The sequence below is a fragment of the Xanthomonas translucens pv. undulosa genome, from assembly GCF_017301775.1.
GTDB lineage: Bacteria > Pseudomonadota > Gammaproteobacteria > Xanthomonadales > Xanthomonadaceae > Xanthomonas_A > Xanthomonas_A translucens.
This window is the reverse complement of record NZ_CP063993.1, coordinates 151,378-170,830: the sequence shown is the minus strand read 5'-3', so window position 1 is coordinate 170,830 and position 19,453 is coordinate 151,378. Positions and strand designations below refer to the sequence as shown.

Below are 19,453 nucleotides of genomic sequence, written 5' to 3'. Positions count from 1 at the left end.
CGAACCCGCACGCGCAGACCGTCTGCGCGGCGCATCCAACCTGCACCGCAGGACGTCTTTTTCCCCGTTACTGAACCCTCACGCTTGACTCAACGTGACGTCCACTTGCCTGATGCACGAGCATGCTGGGCAAGTGGGTGCCGTGGATCCGCGGCGCGCCAACGTCTGCGCTGGACGTTGACCGAGGCAGATCATTCGTAATAGCTGCTCCGGTCCACCAGCGCGGCGATCGGGGCGCTGGACGCGGCGGCACTGTCGGCCAGCGCCGCGGCCATGCGCGCAAGCGTGGGCTCGGCGAACAGCCGCGACAGCGGCAGCCGGCGCCCGAGCCGGGCCTGGATGCGGGTAGCCAGTTGCACCGCCAACAGCGAATGCCCGCCGATATCGAAGAAATTGTCGTGCCGGTTGACCATGCCGACGCCGAGCAATTCGCACCAGATCTGCGCCAATGCGCATTCGGTCGCGCCCTGCGCGGGATCCGCCTCGGCAATCCCCCGCTGGGTGTCGTCGGGCGCGGGCAGCGCACGCACGTCGACCTTGCCGTTGGCGGTGAGCGGCCAGGCCTGCATGCCCACGTAGGCGTCGGGCAGCATGTAGTCGGGCAACGTGGCCGCCAGATGGCGGCGCAATTCGTCCGGGTCGTGCGCCGTCATGGCATCGTTTTGCGAGCCGATCACATAGGCGACCAGACGGCGTTGCCCTGCCGTGTCATCGCGCACCCGCACCAGCGCCTGGTCGACCTGCGGATGGGTGTGCAGCGCCGCTTCGATCTCGCCCGGTTCCAGCCGGAAACCGCGAATCTTGCTCTGCGCATCGCGTCTGCCCAGGCATTCGAGCAGGCCGTCGGCGCGCCAGCGTCCCAGATCGCCGGTCCTGTACATGCGCGCTCCCGGTTCCCCGCTGAAGGGATCGGGCACGAACTGTTCGGCGGTCAATGCCGGTTGTCGCAGATAGCCCAGCGCCAGTGCGAGACCGGCGATATGCAGTTCGCCCTGCATGCCGACCGGCAGCGCCTGGCGATGCCGGTCGAGCACGTACAGGCGCAGATTGCCGATCGGCTTGCCGATCGGAATGCGCTGGCCGTCGGCTGGCACGTCGGTGACTGCAACGGCGGTGGCGAACTGGGTGGTCTCGGTGGGGCCGTAGGTCTGCAGCAGCGTCTGCGGCGGGGTGTCGCGCAGCAGCGTGGCCAACGCCTGCGGGTCGGCGATGTCGCCACCGGTGATCAGATAGCGCAGCGTCGGCAGCTCGCGCGCCAGCTCGGTTGCGTAAGCCCTTAGCACACCAGCGACCAGGATCAGCACGCTGATGGCATGTGTGCGGACGAACTGGGCCAGCACGCTCGGGTCAAGCATGACCTCCTGGGGCACCACCACCACACTGCCACCGCTCAGCAACGGCGCCCACACTTCCAGCGTGCTGGAGTCGAAGGCCGGGTTGGACGCGAAGGCGAAGCGGTCGTCGGCCTGCCAGCGGGCGTAGTCCGGGTCGCGCACCAGGTTGAGCACCGCCTGGTGCGGCACCAGTACGCCCTTGGGACTGCCGCTCGAGCCGGAGGTGTACATGACATAGGCGGGCGCGGCGGCCGGCAGCGGTGGCGCGGCGAACGCTGCGGTCGGTTGCCCGGCCAGTGCGATTTCCAGGCAGGGCGCTGCGCTCCAGGGCGGCGCCTCGCCAGCCGCGTGCACGATGGCGCGGGCCTGGCAATCCCCGGCCAACTGGGCGTGCCTGGCCGCGGGTTGACGCGGATCCAGCGGCACATAGGCCGCGCCTGCCTTGAGGATGCCCAGCTGTGCGGCCACCAGCTCCGCACTGCGCGGCAGCAACGTGACCACGCAATCGCCAGTGCGCACGCCGGCTGCGCTCAGGTGCATGGCGATGCGGTCGCTGTGCGCGTCCAGTTCGGCATAGCGCAGGCTGCGGGCGCCGTCGATGACGGCGATGGCATCGGGTGTGATGCGGGCCTGCGCCTGGAACGCGGTGTGGATCGTTGTCGGCGTTTGCAATGCGCGGACCGTGCCGTTCCACTGCTGCAACGCGCGCCATTCGGTTGCATCCAGCAACGCTTGCCGGTCCACCGCCAGCGTCGGCGCATCGGCCAGCGCGGCCAGCAGGCGCGCGTAGTTGTGCAGATACGCCTGCATGGTGCTGCGATCGAACAGCGCGGTGGCGTAACGCAGCACGCCGCCGATCCGCGAGGGAGCGATCTGCATTTCCAGCGACAGGTCGAACTGGGCGACGCAATGTTCGCTCGGGTAAGCGCTCAGCTGCAGGTCCGGAAGATCCAGTGCGCTGGCAGGCGTGGTGTCGGCGGAAAACATCGTCTGGCACAACGGCGTATGCGCCAGGCTGCGGACCGGCCGCACCGCTTCGATGATGCGTTCGAACGGCAGATCCTGGTGGGCTTGTGCGGCAAGCAGCTTGGTCTGGACCTGGTCCAGCAATTCCAGGAACGTCGGTCGAGCGGACAGGTCGATGCGCAACGGCAAGGTGTTGACGAAGAAGCCGATCAACGGTTCCAGTTCGCTGCGATTACGGCCTGCCGACGGTGTGCCGATGACCAGATCGGTCTGCCCGCTGTAGCGGGCCAACAGCGCTGCCCATGCAGACAGCAACAGACCGAAGATAGTGACGCCGTGCTGCACGGCCAGTGCCTGCAGACGCATGCTCAGATGTTCGTCCAGGATCAGCTCCACATCGTCGCCGCTGGTGTCTTGCAGCGGCGGGCGCGGCCGATCGGTGGGCAGCTCCAGCAAGGCTGGCGCATCGCGCAGATGCGTGCGCCAGAAATCCAGCTGCTTTTGCTGCAGTTGGCTGTCGATCCAGCGATGTTGCCAGGCGGCGTAGTCGGCGTACTGGATCGGCAGCGGCGGCAGCGGATCGGGGGCATCGCCGACGAAGGCCGCGTACAGCGCGCCGAGCTCCTCGATCACGACGCCGATGGACCAGCCGTCGGAGACGATGTGATGCATGCTCAGCAGCAGCACATGCTCGTCCTCGGCCAGGCGCAGCAGTCGGCCTCTGACCAACGGACCGTTGGCGAGGTCGAAGCCGGTGCTGGCTTCGCTGAGGGCGTGCAGGCGGGCGGCGCTTTCCGGTGCCGGGTCGCTGCTCAGGTCGATCCGTTGCAAGGCCAGTTCGCACGGTGCGGCGATGATCTGCACCGGGATGTCGTCCACGCTGGCGAAGTGGGTGCGCAAGGTTTCGTGACGCGCCACGATGCGATCCAGCGCACGGGTCAGCGCCTGCACGTGCAAGCTGCCGCTCAGGCGCACGCCGCGGTGCATGATGTAGGTCGCGCCGGTACGCGGATCGAGCTGGTTCAGGAACCACAGGCGCTGCTGGGCGAAAGACAGCGGCATCGGGGCGGTGCGCGGCATCGGCAGGATCGGTGGCAAAGCGGTGGCGCTCGCCTCTCCCAGGACCTGGGCCAGCTCAGCCAGGCGCGGCTGGGCGAACAGCGCGGCCAACGGCAGTTCCAGGCCGAGCGTGCTGCGGATGCGCGAGATCAGGCGCACGCCAAGCAGGGAGTGGCCGCCAAGTGCGAAGAAGCTGTCGTGGCGGCCGATGCGTTCGACGCCAAGCAGCTCGCCCCACAGCGCGGCCAGCAACGTTTCCAGCTCGCCTTCGGGGGGCGCATAGGCCTGGACGGCGAGCGCATCGGCATCGGCTGCCGGCAGAGCGCGGCGATCGAGCTTGCCATTGGCGGTCAATGGCAAGGCGTCGAGTCGCACGTATGCAGTCGGTAGCATGACCTCGGGCAGACGCGTGGCCAAGGTGTCGCGCAGCGCAGACGGCTCGGCTTGCTCGGGCTGTTCGGTGACCAGATAGGCGACCAGGTGCGGCTCGCCGGGAGTGTCTTCGCGCAGCAGCACGACGGCGTCGTGCACGCCGGGGCAGGCGCGCAGCGCGGCGGCGATTTCGCTCAGTTCGATACGGAAGCCGCGCAGCTTGACCTGATCGTCGTTGCGGCCGAGGAAGTCCAGGGTGCCGTCGGCACGCCAGCAGGCCAGATCGCCGCTGCGGTACATGCGTTGGCCGGGCTGTTCTGCGAACGGATCGGGGACGAAGCGTTCGGCGGTCAGATCGGGACGGCCCAGGTAGCCGCGCGCTAGCTGCGGGCCGGCGATATGCAGGTGACCGCTGACACCGATCGGTGCCAGCTGACCGTGCGCGTCGAGCACGTGGATGCGCAGATGCGCGATGGGCTGACCAATCGGCACGCGGCCGCTGGGGTCCAGTGCGTCTTCGCTGGTGGTGTCGTGGACCACGCAGCCGACCACGGTTTCGGTAGGGCCGTATTCGTTGATCAGCCGCGTGTGTGGTGCGAGGGTCTGCCAGCGTGCGAGTGTTGCTGCGGGCAGGGCTTCGCCGCCGATCACCATCACTGCCGGGCTGAGCGGTCCTGGATGATCGGTCAACTGCTGACCGAGCACTTCCAGATGGGCCGGGGTGAGTTTGACCAGGCCCAGCGGGCTGGGATCGCACAGGCGCTGGCGCAAGGCGTCGAGCGTGTCGTGCTCGGGCAGCAGTTCGACCCGTGCACCGCACAGCAGTGGGGCGAGCAGGCTGGTCAGCGTTGCATCGAAGGCCAGCGAGGAAGACACCACTGCACTCGGGAACGGACGATAGGTGGCGATGGCCCATTGCAGGTAATGCGCAGCGCCGGCGTGAGTGAGCAACGTGCCCTTGGGCTGGCCGGTGGAACCTGAGGTGTAGATGACATAGGCCAGGTTGTCCGGGCATAGGCCGGGGACCATCGGTGCGCCGGGATCGTCCGCACCTACATCCATGTCCGTGTCCAGCGTCAGCACGCTGACGCGCAGCATGGCGCGGCTGGCGGGCAGGCGATCCTGCAGCTCGGTGCAGGTCAGCACTGCACGCGGGCGGCTGTCTTCCAGCAGGAAGGCCAGGCGTTCGCTGGGCAACTCCGGATCCAGCGGCAGATAGGCCGCACCGGCCTTGAGGACGGCGAGCAGCGCCACGACTTGATCTATCCCGCGCGGCAGGTACAGCGCGACTCGGCTCTCCGGTCCAACGCCCAGTTTGTGCAGGCGATGGGCCAACTGGTTGGCGCGCGCGTCGAGCGCGGCGTAGCTGAGTTGGACATCGCCATCCAGCAACGCGATGGCATCGGGCGTGCGGCGCACCTGGTTTTCGAACAGGTGGTGGATGCACGTGGCTTGCGCCGGAGGAGCGGTCTCTGTGGCGGTGAAGTTGTGCAACTGGGCGCGTTCGTCGGCGGGCAGCAACGGCAGTTGCGCGATGCGTGCTTGCGCGTCGGCGGCCATGCCGGCAAGTAACTGAACGAACTGGGCCAGCTGGCGTTCGATGGTCCCGCGGTCGAACAGCGCGGTGGCGTAGTTCAGGCTGCCGACGATGCGATCTCCGACTTCGCCCAGGAACAGCTCCAGATCGAACTTGGCATCGCGTGCCTGGGCCTGGATGGGCTGCAGCCGCAGGCCAGGCAGGGTCAGGTCGGCCTCGGGGACGTTCTGCCAGGTCAGCACGACCTGGAACACCGGCTGCGAGGCCAGGCTGCGCTCGGGGTTGAGCGCCTCGATGACCTGCTCGAAGGGCAGGTCCTGATGGTCCTGCGCGGCCAGGGCGGTGTTGCGCACCTGGGCCAGCAGCTCGGCGACAGAGGGATTGGCGCTCAGGTCGATCCGCAGCGCCTGTGCGTTGACGAAGAAGCCGATCAGCGCTTCGAGTTCGCTACGGGTGCGGTTGGCGACAGGCGCGCCGATCACGACTTCGTCCTGTCCAGACAGGCGCGACAGCAGCACTGACCAGGCGGCCAATACGGTCATGAAGACGGTGCTGCCGTGACGCTGGCTCAAGGCGCGCAAGGCGCTGGTGAGTTCGGCATCGAGGGCGATTTCGATGCTGTCGCCGCTGTAGTCCTGCAGCGCTGGACGCGGGCGGTCGGTGGGCAGTTCCAGCAGCGCCGGGGCACCTTGCAGATGCTCGCGCCAGAAGCTCAGCTGGCGTTGCAGCAGCGGGCCTTCGAGCCAGCAACGCTGCCACTGGGCGTAGTCGGCGTACTGGATCGGCAGCGGCGGCAGCGGATCGGGCTGGCCCAAAGCGAAGGCGGCATACAGGGTGCTGAGTTCGCGCACCAGCAGGCCCATGGACCAGCCATCGGTGACGATGTGGTGCATGGTGAGCAGCAAACGATGCTCATGCGCGTCCAGGCGCAGCAGGCGGCCGCGGATCAGCGGTCCATGTTCCAGATCGAAGGCAGTGCTGGCCTCCTGTTCGGCATGGCGTTGGGCATCGGCGTACGGATCTGCTGACTGACGCAGATCGATGCAGTGCAGCGCAAAGCCGATGTCCGGTGGTGCGATGATCTGCGTAGCGCCGTCGTCGATGGAGACGAAACTGGTGCGCAGCGCTTCGTGGCGGGCGACGATGCGATCCAGCGCCCGTTGCAGCGCGGGCAGATCCAGTTCGCCGTGCAGGTCCACCCCGCCGGCCAGCAGATAGGCCTGTGCGGCACGGGCGTCGAGCTGGGACAGGAACCAGAGGCGTTGTTGCGCAAACGACAGCGACAGAGTGCCCTCGCGCTGCACCGGCACGATCGCCGGCAATGTGCTGGCTACCGCACTGCGCAGGGCGATGGCGATGTCGGCCAGGCAAGGTTGGGTAAACAGCGTTGCCAGGGGCAGTTCGACGCCCAGCGCGCTGCGGATGCGCGAGATCAACCGTACCGCCAGCAGGGAATGGCCACCCAGGGCGAAGAAACTGTCGTGGCGGCCGATCTGCTCGACGCCGAGCAGCTCGCTCCATAGTCCGGCCAACAAGATCTCCAGCTCGCCCTCGGGGGCCAGGTAGGTCTGCAGCGCGAGGGCGCTTGCGTCGGGCGCCGGCAGTGCGCGGCGATCGAGCTTGCCGTTGGCGGTCAGCGGCAGGGCGTCCAGTCGCACGTAGGCGCTGGGCACCATGTAGTCGGGCAGGCGCAGACCTAGCTGGGTACGCAATGCCTCGGGGCTGGGCGCGGCGCCGTCGCCAACCAGATAGGCGACCAGACGTTGCTCGCCAGGGCTGTCCTGGCGGGCGATGACCACCGCCTCGCGTATGCCGTCGCAGGCGCGCAAGGCCGCTTGGATTTCTCCAAGCTCGATGCGGAAGCCGCGCAGCTTGATCTGATCGTCGTTGCGGCCGAGGGACTCCAACAGTCCGTCATCGCACCAGCGCGCCAGGTCACCGGTGCGGTACATGCGCTCGCCGGCTTGTTCGGCGAACGGATCGGGGACGAAGCGTTCGGCGGTCAGGTCGGGGCGGTGCAGATAGCCCTGCGCCAACTGCACACCGGCGATGTGCACTTCGCCGGCCACGCCGATCGGAACCGGCTGACCGTGGCGATCGAGCACATACGCACGGCTGCCCGGCAACGGCCGGCCGAGCGGGATCCGTGCCGCGTCTGCGGCTACTGTCGCGACCGGATGGACCACGCTGAAGGTGGTGGTTTCGGTCGGGCCATAACAATGCAGCAGCCGTTGTGGCGCGGCCTGGGCCAGGATCGCGGCGATGGTACCGGCATCGACGCTGTCGCCGCCGGTGAGCAGGCAACGCAGCGTCGGCAGGAATGTGCGCATAGCCTGCCAGTAGCCGGGCAACAGCCCGGCGGTCAGATGCAGGATGCTGACCTCGCTGGCGGTCAGGTACCGCGCCAGTGCGTTCGGGTCGAGCAGGGTCTGCTGATCGACGACGACGATGGCCGCGCCATGCAGCAGCGTGGCCCATATCTCGAATGTACTGGCATCGAAGGCGGGATTGGCGAGGAAGGCGACGCGGTCCTGCGGCTGCAACGGCGCATGTTGCTGGCTGAGTGCGAAGGCCAGCACAGCCGCATGCGACACCGCCACACCCTTGGGCGTGCCGGTGGAGCCAGAGGTGTACATGACGTAGGCCGTGGCCGTGGCCGGCACGGCGATCGCCGGTGGCGCGGCTGTGTTCGCGTCGTCGAGATCGGCCAAGCTGAGGCAGGTCACGCCTGCCGGAGCGAGCATGCCGTCGGGTTCCTGGATCAGCACCTGGGCCTGTGCATCGGCGATCAGCGCGAGCAGGCGCTCGCGCGGATGCGCGCAATCCAGCGGCACATAGACCGCCGCGCACTTGAGCACGGCCAATTGCGCGACGATCAACTCGATCGAGCGCGGCAGCGCAATGGCTACCTGCGCGCCTGTGCGCAGGCCCAGCGCGAGCAAACGCTGCGCCAGCCGGTTGGCGCGTGCGTCGAGTGCGGCATAACTGACGCACTGCTGGTCGGCGACCACGGCGATGGCATCGGGCGTGCGCTGCGCTTGGGCTTCGAACAGCCGGTGCACGGACTGCGCCGGCATGGCGACGGTCGGCCCCGTGCCGAACACGGCCAGCAGGTGCTGGCGCTGCGGCGCATCCAGCAAAGGCAACCGGGCCACCGGCACGTGGTCGTGCGAGGACATGGCCCGCAGCAGATGGACGAAGCTGGCGAGGAAGCGCTGCACGGTGCTGCGCTCGAACAGCGCCGTGGCATAGCCGAGCGTGCCGACGATGGTTCCGTCGCGCTCGTGCAGCGCCAGCTCCAGATCGAACTTGCTGATCGGAGATGGACCTTGCACGCTGTGCAGGTGCAGATCGTGCAGTTCCAGCGCGACGCTGGGGGTGTTCTGCCAGGCGAACATGACCTGGAACAGCGGATGGTGGGCCAGGTTGCGCGCCGGGTTGAGCGCTTCGATCACCTGCTCGAAGGGCACGTCCTGATGCGCCTGTGCGGCCAGCGCGGTAGCGCGCACCTGGCCCAACAGTTCGGCGAACGAGGGCTCGCCCCGCAGGTCGATGCGCAGCGCCTGGGTGTTGACGAACAGGCCGATCAACGGCTCCAGTTCGCTGCGGGTGCGGTTGGCGACCGGCATCCCGATGACCACCTGCTCCTGGCCGGACAGGCGCGCCAGCAGCACGCCCCAGGCGGCCAGCAGGGTCATGAACAAAGTGCTCCCGTGGCGCTGGCTCAGCGCTGTCAGCGCAGCGCTGAGCTCGGCATCGAGCGCGCACTCGACGGTGTCGCCGCCGGAGTCCGGTCGCGCCGGGCGCGGGCGGTCGGTGGGTAATTCCAGCAGCGCCGGCGCGTCCTGCAGGTGGTCGCGCCAGAAGTCGAGCTGGCGCTGCAGCAGCGGCCCATCGAGCCAGCGACGTTGCCACAGGCTGTAGTCGGCGTACTGGATCGGCAGCGGCGGCAGCGGATCGGGCCGGCCTTGGGCGAAGGCGGCGTAGAGCGCACCCAGTTCGTGCACCAGCACGCCCATCGACCAGCCGTCGGCGACCAGGTGGTGCAAGGTGACGAGCAGAATATGCTCGTGCTCGCCCAGGCGCAGCAGCTGGCCGCGGGCCAGGGTGTCGTGGGCCAGGTCGAAGGGCGTGCGCGTTTCCTGTTCGGCTAGACGCAGCAGCTCAGTCTCGGGCTCTGGATGGCCGCTGAGATCGTGTTCGCGCAAGCGCAGGCCGATCGTGGCGGGGGCGATGATCTGGACCGGGTCGTCCTGGTACAGGGCGATGCGGGTGCGCAAGCTCTCGTGGCGGGCGACGATGCGGTCCAGCGCCTGGCGCAGGGCATGGCGATCCAACTTGCCGCGCAGGCGCAGGCCGTTGGGCATCAGATAGGCCAGATCGGCCTGAGGATCGAGCTGGGCGAGGAACCACAGCCGTTGCTGGGCGAAGGACAGCGGCAGCGGTGCGCTGCGCTCGGCCGGCACGATGGCGGGCAGGGTGCTGGCAGCGGCGCTGTCCAGGGCCTGGGCCAGATCGGCCAGGCGTGGGTGGGCGAACAGCGTGGCCAGGGGCAGTTCCAGTCCGAGCGAGGCGCGAACGCGCGAGATCAGCCGCACAGCCAGCAGGGAGTGACCGCCGAGGGCGAAGAAGCTGTCGTGGCGACCGACCTGTTCGACGCCGAGCAGGTCGCTCCACAGGGCGGCGAGCAGGATTTCGCGCTCGCCTTCGGGGGCGACGTAGGTCTGCGTCGCCAGCGCATCGGCATCCGGCGCCGGCAGGGCGCGGCGGTCGAGTTTGCCGTTGGCGCTCAGCGGCAAGGCGTCCAGCGGCACGTAGGCGCTGGGCAGCATGGTGTGGGGCAGACGTGCGGCCAGTTGCGTGCGCAGCGTGGCGGCGGCGAGCACCTCGGTATCGCCGACCACGTAGGCGACCAGGCGCGGCTTGTTGGTGTTGTCCTGGCGCAGCAGCACTGCGGCGTCGCGCACGCCGGCGCAGGTGCGCAAGGCGGCTTCGATCTCGCCCAGTTCGATGCGCACGCCGCGCAGCTTGATCTGGTGATCGTTGCGGCTGAGATAGTCCAGTGCGCCGTCGGCACGCCAGCGCGCCACATCGCCAGTGCGGTACATGCGCTGGCCGGGTTGCATGGCGAACGGATCGGGGACGAAGCGTTCGGCGGTCAGGTCGGGGCGGCCCAGATAGCCGCGTGCCAGCTGCACGCCGGCGATCTGCAGTTCGCCGGCCACGCCGATCGGAGTCAACTGACCATGCGCATCGAGCACGTGCAGGCGGGTATTGGCGATCGGTCGGCCGATCGGCACGCCGTTGGCGTCGGCATCGGTGCATTCCCAGACGCTGACATCCACCGCCGCTTCGGTCGGGCCGTAGAGGTTGTACAGGCGTGCGTTTGGCAGGCGCTCCCGTGTTGCATGCGCCAGATCCGCCGGCAGCGCCTCGCCGCTGCAGACAATGCGCCGCAAGCTGGCGCATGTGCCTTGCGGCAAGACATCCAGGAACACGCGCAGCATTGAGGGCACGAAGTGCACTGTGTCGATGCTGTTCTGCTCGATCAGGTCGGTCAAATAGGCAGGATCCTTGTGCCCACCGGGTTGCGCCAATACCAGACGCGCGCCCACGCGCAGCGGCCAGAACAGTTCCCACACCGAGACGTCGAAGCCGACCGGGGTTTTCTGCAAGACGCGCTGCCCGGGTTGCAGCTGCAGCTCTTGCTGCATCCACTGCAGGCGGTTGTCGATGGCGGCATGGGTGTTGACCACGCCCTTGGGCGTGCCGGTGGAGCCGGAGGTGTAGATGACGTAGGCCGGGTGTTGCGGGTGCAGTGCCACCGTGGGCGCTTGCGTGGAAGTGGTGGCCCACAACGCGGCGTCGGCGTCCAGTAGCACGCTGTGCCGATCAGCGCATTGCGCTAGCAGTGCCGCGGTCTCGCGATGGGCCAGCAGCACGCGGGGCCGTGCATCGGCGAGCATGGTGTCGAGACGCGCGGGCGGCACGTCGCTGTCCAGCGGCAAGTACGCCGCGCCTGCTTTGAGGACAGCGAGCAGTGCCACGATCAGATCGATACTGCGCGGCAGGCACACGGCGACACGGCTTTCCGGCACAACGCCCAACGCGATCAGGTGGTGAGCTAGCTGGTTGGAGCTGGCCTCGAGCGCGGCGTAGCTGAGCTCCTCCTGGCCTTCCACCAAGGCGATGGCGTGTGGTGTGCGCTGTGCTTGCACTTCGATCTGGTGGTGCAGGTAGCCCGTGCCGTCGAGATCGGTAGCGGTGGTGTTGAAGCGCTGCAGCCGCACGCGCTCTTCGGCGGGTAGTAACTCCAGCGCATGTAACACAGTCTCCGGCGCATGCTCCAGCGCGTTTACCAGCGCCTGCACGGTCTGCAGCAGCAGCGCCGCCACGCGCTCGCTGCCGATCTGTTCCACGCACTGCACATCCAAGGAGAAGCCGCCGTCGGCGGTGCGGTCGTCGACCGACACCGCCAGCGGATAATGGGTGCGCTCCTGCGCGCCGATATGCTGTACCTCGTGCAAGACATCGTGGTGTGGATGGGCCTCGTCGCCCAGCACGTTGCTGCCGCCGGCATAGCGGTAGTTGAGCATGGCATTGAGCAGCGGCAGCGTCGGTTCCACCGCACTGCAACGTTGGGCCAGCGCCAGCGGCGCATGCTCGTGGTGGAACAGGCGCGCCAGGGCTTGCTGGGTGTGATGAAGGGCCTGCACCACGTTGTGGCCGCGACCGCCCAGGCGGATCGGCAAGGTGTTGAGGAACATGCCCAGCACGCGGTCCACGCCGACGCTGGCATGCATGCGGCCGAACAGCACGGTACCGAATACCACCTCGTCGCGGCCGCTGCTGCGCGCCAGCAGCAGCGCGTAGGCCAGATGGAACAGGCTGGCCGCGGTGACGCCATGGCGCCGCGCCTGGGCGCGGACGGCTTGGGCGAGCGTGGTGGGCAGCTCCTGGTGGAGGTGTTGCAGGCTCTCCAGATCGCGCACCGGGGCGAACACCCCGAACGGCGCGGTGGGCGTCTCGATGTCGCCCAGCATCTTGGTGAAGAAGGCCTGGTGCTCCTGCGCGGAGACGCCCGCCAGGGTGTGGGCGACGAAGTCCCGGAACGGCAGCGGTGTCGGCAACTGGTGCTGCTGTCCGGCCAGATGCGCGCGCACCTCTTCGATGAGCAGTTCCAGGGTGGTGTGGTCCATCGCCAGGTGATGGTGCTGCAGGCCGAGCAGCCAGCGGCCGCGGGCCGGATCGTCGGCCAGGTGGGCGTGAATCAGCGGCGCCTGCTGCAGGCGCAGTGCGGCCTCGGGCGCATGCATCCAGTGCTGCAGCGCCGTGGTCCGATCGGGGCCGTCGAAGACGTGCACATGCCGTGGCAACGTGGCCTGGCGCCAGACCACCTGCACGGGCACGCGCAGGTGCTGCCAGACCACGCCGGTGCGCAGGATGTCGTGGCGGGCGATGACCTGGTCGAGCGCATCGAGGAAGGCGACGCGCTGCTCGGATGTCGAGAAGGCCAGCAGCGAGGATTGCAGGTACGGATCGGCGAGGGGATCGGCCAGGTGATGGAACAGCAGGCCTTCCTGCAGCGGCGCCAGCGGATAGATGTCCTGCACGTTGGCCGTGCCGCCGTCGACGTTGGCCACCACCGTGTCGATCTCGGCCTGGGTCAGTTCCAGCAGCGGCAGCAGGTCGGGCGTGATGCGACTACAGTCGGCCTCGATGCGGTTGGGCGGGACGACCACCTGGGAGGCGCTGTGCAGGCTATTGGCCAGCCCGGCGACGGTGGGCGTGCCGAACAGGGCGCGGACTTCCAACTGCCAGCCAAGCCGGCGCAGGCGCTCGATCAGCTTGACCGCCAGCAGCGAATGGCCTCCGAGTGCGAAGAAGTTGTCGTGGCGGCCGACCTGCGGCACGTCGAGCAACTCGCGCCACAGCGTGGCGAGCAGGGTTTCCAGTTCGCCTTCGGGCGCGGCGTAGGCGTTCGCGACCAGTGCGTCGGTGTCCGCTGCGGGCAAGGCGGCACGATCCAGCTTGCCGTTGGGCGTGAGCGGCAACGCGTCCATGTGGACGAAGGCCGCGGGGACCATGTACTCGGGCAGGCGCGCGGCGAGTTGGGCGCGCAGGGCGGTTGGATCTGTAGCCGCACCGTCGCCGACGAGATAGGCGATCAGCCGTTTGTTATCGGCACCATCGACGACGACCACCGTCTCGCGCACGCCGCAGGCACGCAAGGCGGCTTCGATCTCGCCAAGTTCGATGCGCACGCCGCGCAGTTTGACCTGGTGATCGTTGCGGCCGAGGTACTCCAGCGCGCCGTTGGCACGCCAGCACGCCACATCGCCAGTGCGGTACATGCGCTGGCCGGGCTGCTCGGCGAACGGGTCGGGGACGAAGCGTTCGGCGGTCAGGTCCGGGCGGCCCAGATAGCCGCGCGCCAGCTGCACGCCGGCGATCTGCAGTTCACCGGCCACACCGATGGGCGAGCGCTGCCGCTGTGCATCGAGCACGTGCAACTGCGTATTGGCGATCGGCCGGCCGATCGGCACGCTGTGGGTGTCGGCCGCGGTGCATTGCCAGACGCTGACGTCCACCGCTGCTTCGGTCGGGCCGTAGAGGTTGTACAGGCGTGCCTGCGGCAGGCGCTCCCGTGTTGCATGCGCCAGATCCGCCGGCAGCGCCTCGCCGCTGCAGACAATGCGCTGCAGCGTCGCGCAGGCGCCGTCCGGCAAGGTCTCGAGAAACACGCGCAGCATCGAGGGCACGAAGTGCACGGTATCGATGCCGGTCTGCTCGATCAGGTCGGTCAGATAGGCCGGATCCTTGTGGCCGCCCGGTTCCGCCAGCACCAGACGCGCGCCCACGCGCAGCGGCCAGAACAGCTCCCACACCGACACGTCGAAGCCGACCGGGGTTTTCTGCAACACGCGCTGTTCGGGTTGCAGCCGCAGTGCCTGCTGCATCCACAGCAGGCGGTTGTCGATGGCGGCATGGGTGTTGACCACGCCCTTGGGGGTGCCGGTGGAGCCGGAGGTGTAGATAACGTAGGCCGGGTGCTGCGGGAGCAGTGCCACCGTGGGCGCTTGCGTGGAAACGGTGGCCCACCACGCCGCGTCGGCGTCCAGCAACACGGTGTGCCGGTCGTCGCGTGGCGTCAACAGCGCCGCAGTCTCGCGATGGGCCAGCAACACGCGGGGCCGCGCATCGGCGAGCATGGTGTCGAGACGCGCGGCCGGCACGTCGCTGTCCAGCGGCAGGTATGCCGCACCGGCCTTGAGGATCGCCAGCAGGGCGACGACCAGGTCGATACTGCGCGGCAAGCAAACGGCGACACTGCTTTCCGGCACCACGCCCAACACGATCAGGTGATGGGCGAGTTGGTTGGCGCGGGCATCGAGGTCGGCATAGCTGAGCGTGCCGTGGTCATCAGTCACGGCGATGGCGTCGGGCCTGCGCTGCGCCTGCACTTCGATGACGCGGTGCAGGTAGCCCGTGCCGTCGAGGTCGGTGGCGGTGGCATTGAAGCCGTGCAACTGCGCGTGTTCGTCGTCCGGCAGCAGCGGCAGTTGCACGACGCATGCGTGGTCGTCGGCGACCATGCTGTGCAACAGCGTCACGAACTGGGCCAGATGGCGCTCGATGGTGTCGCGCTCGAACAGCGCGGTGGCGTAGGTGAGCTGACCGGCGATGTGTGCGTCCTGCACTTGCAAGGTCAGTTGCAGATCGAACTTGGCGGTGGCGTTGTCTTGTTCCAGCACCCGACTGTGCAGGCCAGGCAGATCCAGCGCGACGTCCACGTTGTTTTGCCAGACCAGCATGGCCTGGAAGACGGGGTGATGGCCGAGATGGCGCGCCGGGTTGAGCGCTTCGATGACCTGCTCGAAGGGCAGGTCCTGATGGTCCTGCGCGACCAGGGCGGTGCTGCGCACCTGCGCCAGCAGCTCGGCGACCGAGGGATTGCCACGCAGGTCGATACGCAAGGCCTGGGTGTTGACGAAGAAGCCGATCAACGGCTCCAGTTCGCTGCAGGTGCGGTTGGCGATCGGGGTGCCGATGACGGCCTCGTCCTGTCCGGACAGGCGCGCCAGCAGGGCGCCCCAGGCGGCCAAGACGGTCATGAACAGCGTGGTGCCGTGGCGTTGGCTCAAGGCCGTGAGAGCCTCGGTGAGATCGGCATCGAGGGTCAGATCGACGCTGTCGCCGCGGTAGTCCTGCAGGGCGGGGCGCGGGTGATCGGTCGGCAATGCCAGCAGCGTCGGTGCGCCCTCCAGGTGGTCGCGCCAGAAATCGAGCTGGCGCTGCAGCAGCGGACCATCGAGCCAGCGGCGCTGCCACAAGGTGTAGTCGGCGTACTGGATCGGCAGGGGCGGCAGCGGATCGGGCTGGCCCTGGACGAAGGCGGCGTACAGGGCGCCGAGTTCGCGCAGCAACAGGCCGATCGACCAGCCATCGGTGACGATGTGGTGCATCGTCACGAGCAGACGATGGCGGTGCTCGGCCAGGCGCAGCAGGCGGCCGCGGATCAGCGGTCCGTGTTCCAGGTCGAAGGGCGTGTTGGCTTCCTGCTCGGCCAGGCGTTGTGCGTCGGCGTCGGGATCGTGCGCGTGGCGCAGGTCGATGCAGTCCAGCGCAAAGCCGACCTCGGCTGGGGCGATGCGCTGGATGGCGCTGTCGCCGCTGGCCACGAAGGTGGTGCGCAATGCCTCATGGCGGGCGACGATGCGATCCAGCGCCTGCCGCAGTGCCGCCAGGTCCAATGCGCCGTGCAGTTCCACGCCGCCGGGCATCGCGTAGGCCAGGTCGGCCTGGGCATCGAGCTGAGCGAGAAACCACAGCCGTTGCTGGGCGAAGGACAGCGGCAGGTCGCCTTCGCGGGGTAGCGGAACGATGGCCGGCAGTTGGCTGGCCGCGAGGCTGTCCATGGCGCGCGCCATCTCGGCCAGGCGTGGCTGCATGAACAACGCGGCCAACGGCAGTTCCAGGCCGAGCATGCGACGGATGCGCGAGATCAGCCGCGTGCCCAACAAGGAATGTCCGCCCAGGGCGAAGAAACTGTCGTGACGACCGATCTGGTCGACGCCAAGCAGTTCGCTCCACAGCGCGGCGAGCATGGTTTCCAGCTCGCCCTCGGGAGCGGCATAGGCCTGTACATCGAAGGCGTCCGTGTCGGGTAGTGGGAGTGCGCGCCGATCGAGTTTGCCGTTCGTGGTCAGCGGGAGGGCATCCAGCCGGACATACGCCACCGGAATCATGGCGTCGGGGAGGCGTGTGGCCAGTTGGGCGCGCAGCCTGTCTGCACCGAGGCAGATGGCAGCGTCGCCCGGTGTCGCGTCACCAACCAGGTAGGCGACCAATCTGGTATCGCCAGGGCTATCCTCCCGGGCGAGGACGACGGCCTCTCGCACGCCATCGCAGGCGCGCAGTACCGCTTCGATCTCGCCGAGTTCGATGCGCACCCCGCGCAGCTTGACCTGCGCGTCGTTGCGGCCAAGAAAATCCAGGCTGCCGTCGGCGCGCCAGCGCACCAGGTCGCCGGTCTTGTACATGCGCTGGCCGGGCTGCTCGGCGAACGGATCGGGGACGAAGCGTTCGGCGGTCGGTCCAGGGCGGCCGAGGTAGCCGCGGGCGAGCTGACGTCCGGCAAGATGCAGTTCGCCGACGACGTCGATCGGCGCCAACTGGCCGTGTGCGTCCAGTACATAGGCACGGGTGTTGGCGATCGGCTGGCCGATGCCGGGCAGCACGCTGGCGCGCGTGACCTGCGCCGAGGTCGCCACCACCGTGGTCTCGGTGGGACCATAGTTGTTGATAAGTTGAACCGATGGCAGCTGCGCGATTGCGCCGAGCCGATCGCCGCCGGTGAGCAGCACGCGCAGCGTCGACGGCAGACCCGGCTCGCGCAGGGCGATTTCGGCCAGCGGTGTGGGCAGGAAGCTGCTATGCATCTGCTGCTGTCGCCACCAAGCGAGCAGCGCGCCGGGATCGGCACTGGCTGCGGCCGGTGCCAGCAGCAAGGTGGCACCGGCGCATAGCGCCGGCCAGATTTCCCAGGTGGCGGCATCGAAGCCAAGGCCCGCCAGCGAGGTGCAGCGTTCGCCTGGTTGTAGGCCGAAGCGCGCGATATGCCAATGGATCAGATTGCACAGCTGCCGGTGTTCGACCAGCACGCCCTTGGGCTGTCCGCTGGAGCCGGAGGTGTAGATCGCGTAGGCCGGCTGCTGCGGATACGCGGCCGGGGCAGGTGCGGGCGTATCCAGTGCTGCGTCATGCTGGGCGCTGGCGTCGGGCTGGTCCATCAACAGGACACTGATGGTGCGCAGGACGTCGCTGAAACGCAGCTCTGCTTCCAGTGCGGTGGTGGTCAACAGCACGCACGCCTGACTATCTTCCAGCAGATAGACGCTGCGTTCGATTGGATAGGCCGGGTCGATAGGCACGTAGGCGCCGCCGGCCTTGAGCACCGCAAGCAGGGCGACAATCAGCTCGGGGCTGCGTTCGAGACGGATCGCAACACGGCGTTCCGGGCCAATGCCGAGTGCGACCAGCCGGGCTGCCAGTCGATTGGCGAGCGCGTCCAGCTCGGCATAGCGGAGCTGTGAGTGGCCGGCAACCAGGGCGATGGCATCGGGCGTGCGTCGGGCTTGCGCTTCGAATAGGTCGTGGACGCAGCCGGCGGCAGGTAGCGCCATCGTGGTGGCGTTGAACTGCTGCAGGAGTTGCCTGCGGTCTTCGTCGCGCAGCAGCGGTAGCTGTGCGATGCGGACTTGATCGTCGGCGAGCATGCCATGAAGCATGCGGACGAACAGGACCACGTGGCGCTCGATGGTGTCGCGGTCGAACAGTGCGGTGGCATAGCACAGACCGCCGACGATGCGGTCGTCGGCCTCGTGCAGCGACAGGTCGAGGTCGAACTTGGCGTCGCTGACGGCTTTGTCGATCGGACTCAGGCGCAGGCCCGGCAGTGAGGGTTCGGCGTTGGGTGTGCTCTGCCACGCGAGCATGACCTGGAACAGCGGGGAATAGGCAAGGCTACGTTCTGGGCTGACTGCTTCGATGACCTGCTCGAACGGCAGGTCCTGATGGTCTTGTGCCGCCAGCGCGGTGGCGCGGACCTGCGCCAGGACTTGGGCGATGCTCGGGTTGGCGCGCAGATCGATGCACAGCGCCTGGGTGTTGACGAACAAGCCGATCAACGGTTCCAGTTCGCTGCGGGTGCGATTGGCCACGGGCGTGCCGATGACCACTTGGTCCTGGCCGGACAGGCGTCCCAGCAATACCGCCCAACTGGCCAGCATGGTCATGAACAGCGTGGTGCCATGGCGCTGGCTGAAACGGCGTAGCGCGTCGGTGAGGTCGGCATCCAATGTGATGCCGACGGTGTCGCCGCGGTAGTCCTGCAGCGCCGGTCGGGGTCGGTCGCTCGGCAGGTCCAGCAGGGCGGGGGCGTCGCGAAGATGTTCCAGCCAGAAGTCCCTTTGGCGTTGCAGAACCTGACCGGTAATGTGGCCGCGCTGCCATACGGCGATATCGGCGTATTGCAGCGGCAACGGGGGCAGCGGATCGGGCTGACCAAGCGCGAAGGCGGCATAGAGCGTGGTCAGTTCGTGCATGAGCAGGCCCATGGACCAGCCATCGGAAACCAGGTGGTGCAGGGTGACGAGCAGGACATGGTCGTCCTCGCCCAGGTGCAGCAGTTGGCCGCGTGCCAGGGTGTCGTGGGCCAGATCGAAGGGTGTCTGGGTTTCCTGTTCGGCGTGGATCTGTGCCTGGGCTTCTGGATCGGGACAGGCGCTCAGATCGTGTTCGCAGAGCCGGAAGCCGACGTCGGCGGCGTCGACGATCTGGACCGGTTGGTCCTGGTGCAGGCCGATGCGGGTACGCAAGGTCGCGTGGCGGGCGACGATGCGGTCCAGTGCCTGGCGCAGGGCATGGCGGTCCAGCCGGCCGCGCAGGCGCAGGCCGTTGGGCATCAGATAGGCCAGATCGGCCTGTGCATCGAGCTGGGCCAGGAACCACAGCCGCTGCTGGGCGAAGGACAGCGGCGGCGCCTCGTCGCCGTTGCGTGGCTGGATCGTCTCCTGCGCATCGGCTGCAGGTGCCGCCTTGGACAACAAGGCCCAGAGTCGGTTGGCCTCCTCCTTGGTCAGCGTCGAAATATCCTGCGGAAGCTTGGAGGAGGACATAGGGT

The 19,453-nt window shown here is 68.0% G+C and carries 1 protein-coding gene; it reads right to left on the bottom strand.

Features of this window, described 5'->3' with window-relative positions; all coding sequences use genetic code 11:
• Positions 1-191 precede the first annotated feature (191 nt).
• Positions 192-19,448, bottom strand: a complete 19,257-nt coding sequence (locus tag ISN38_RS00550) for a non-ribosomal peptide synthase/polyketide synthase (protein ID WP_206712008.1) — start codon at positions 19,446-19,448, stop codon at positions 192-194.
• Positions 19,449-19,453: the final 5 nt, after the last annotated feature.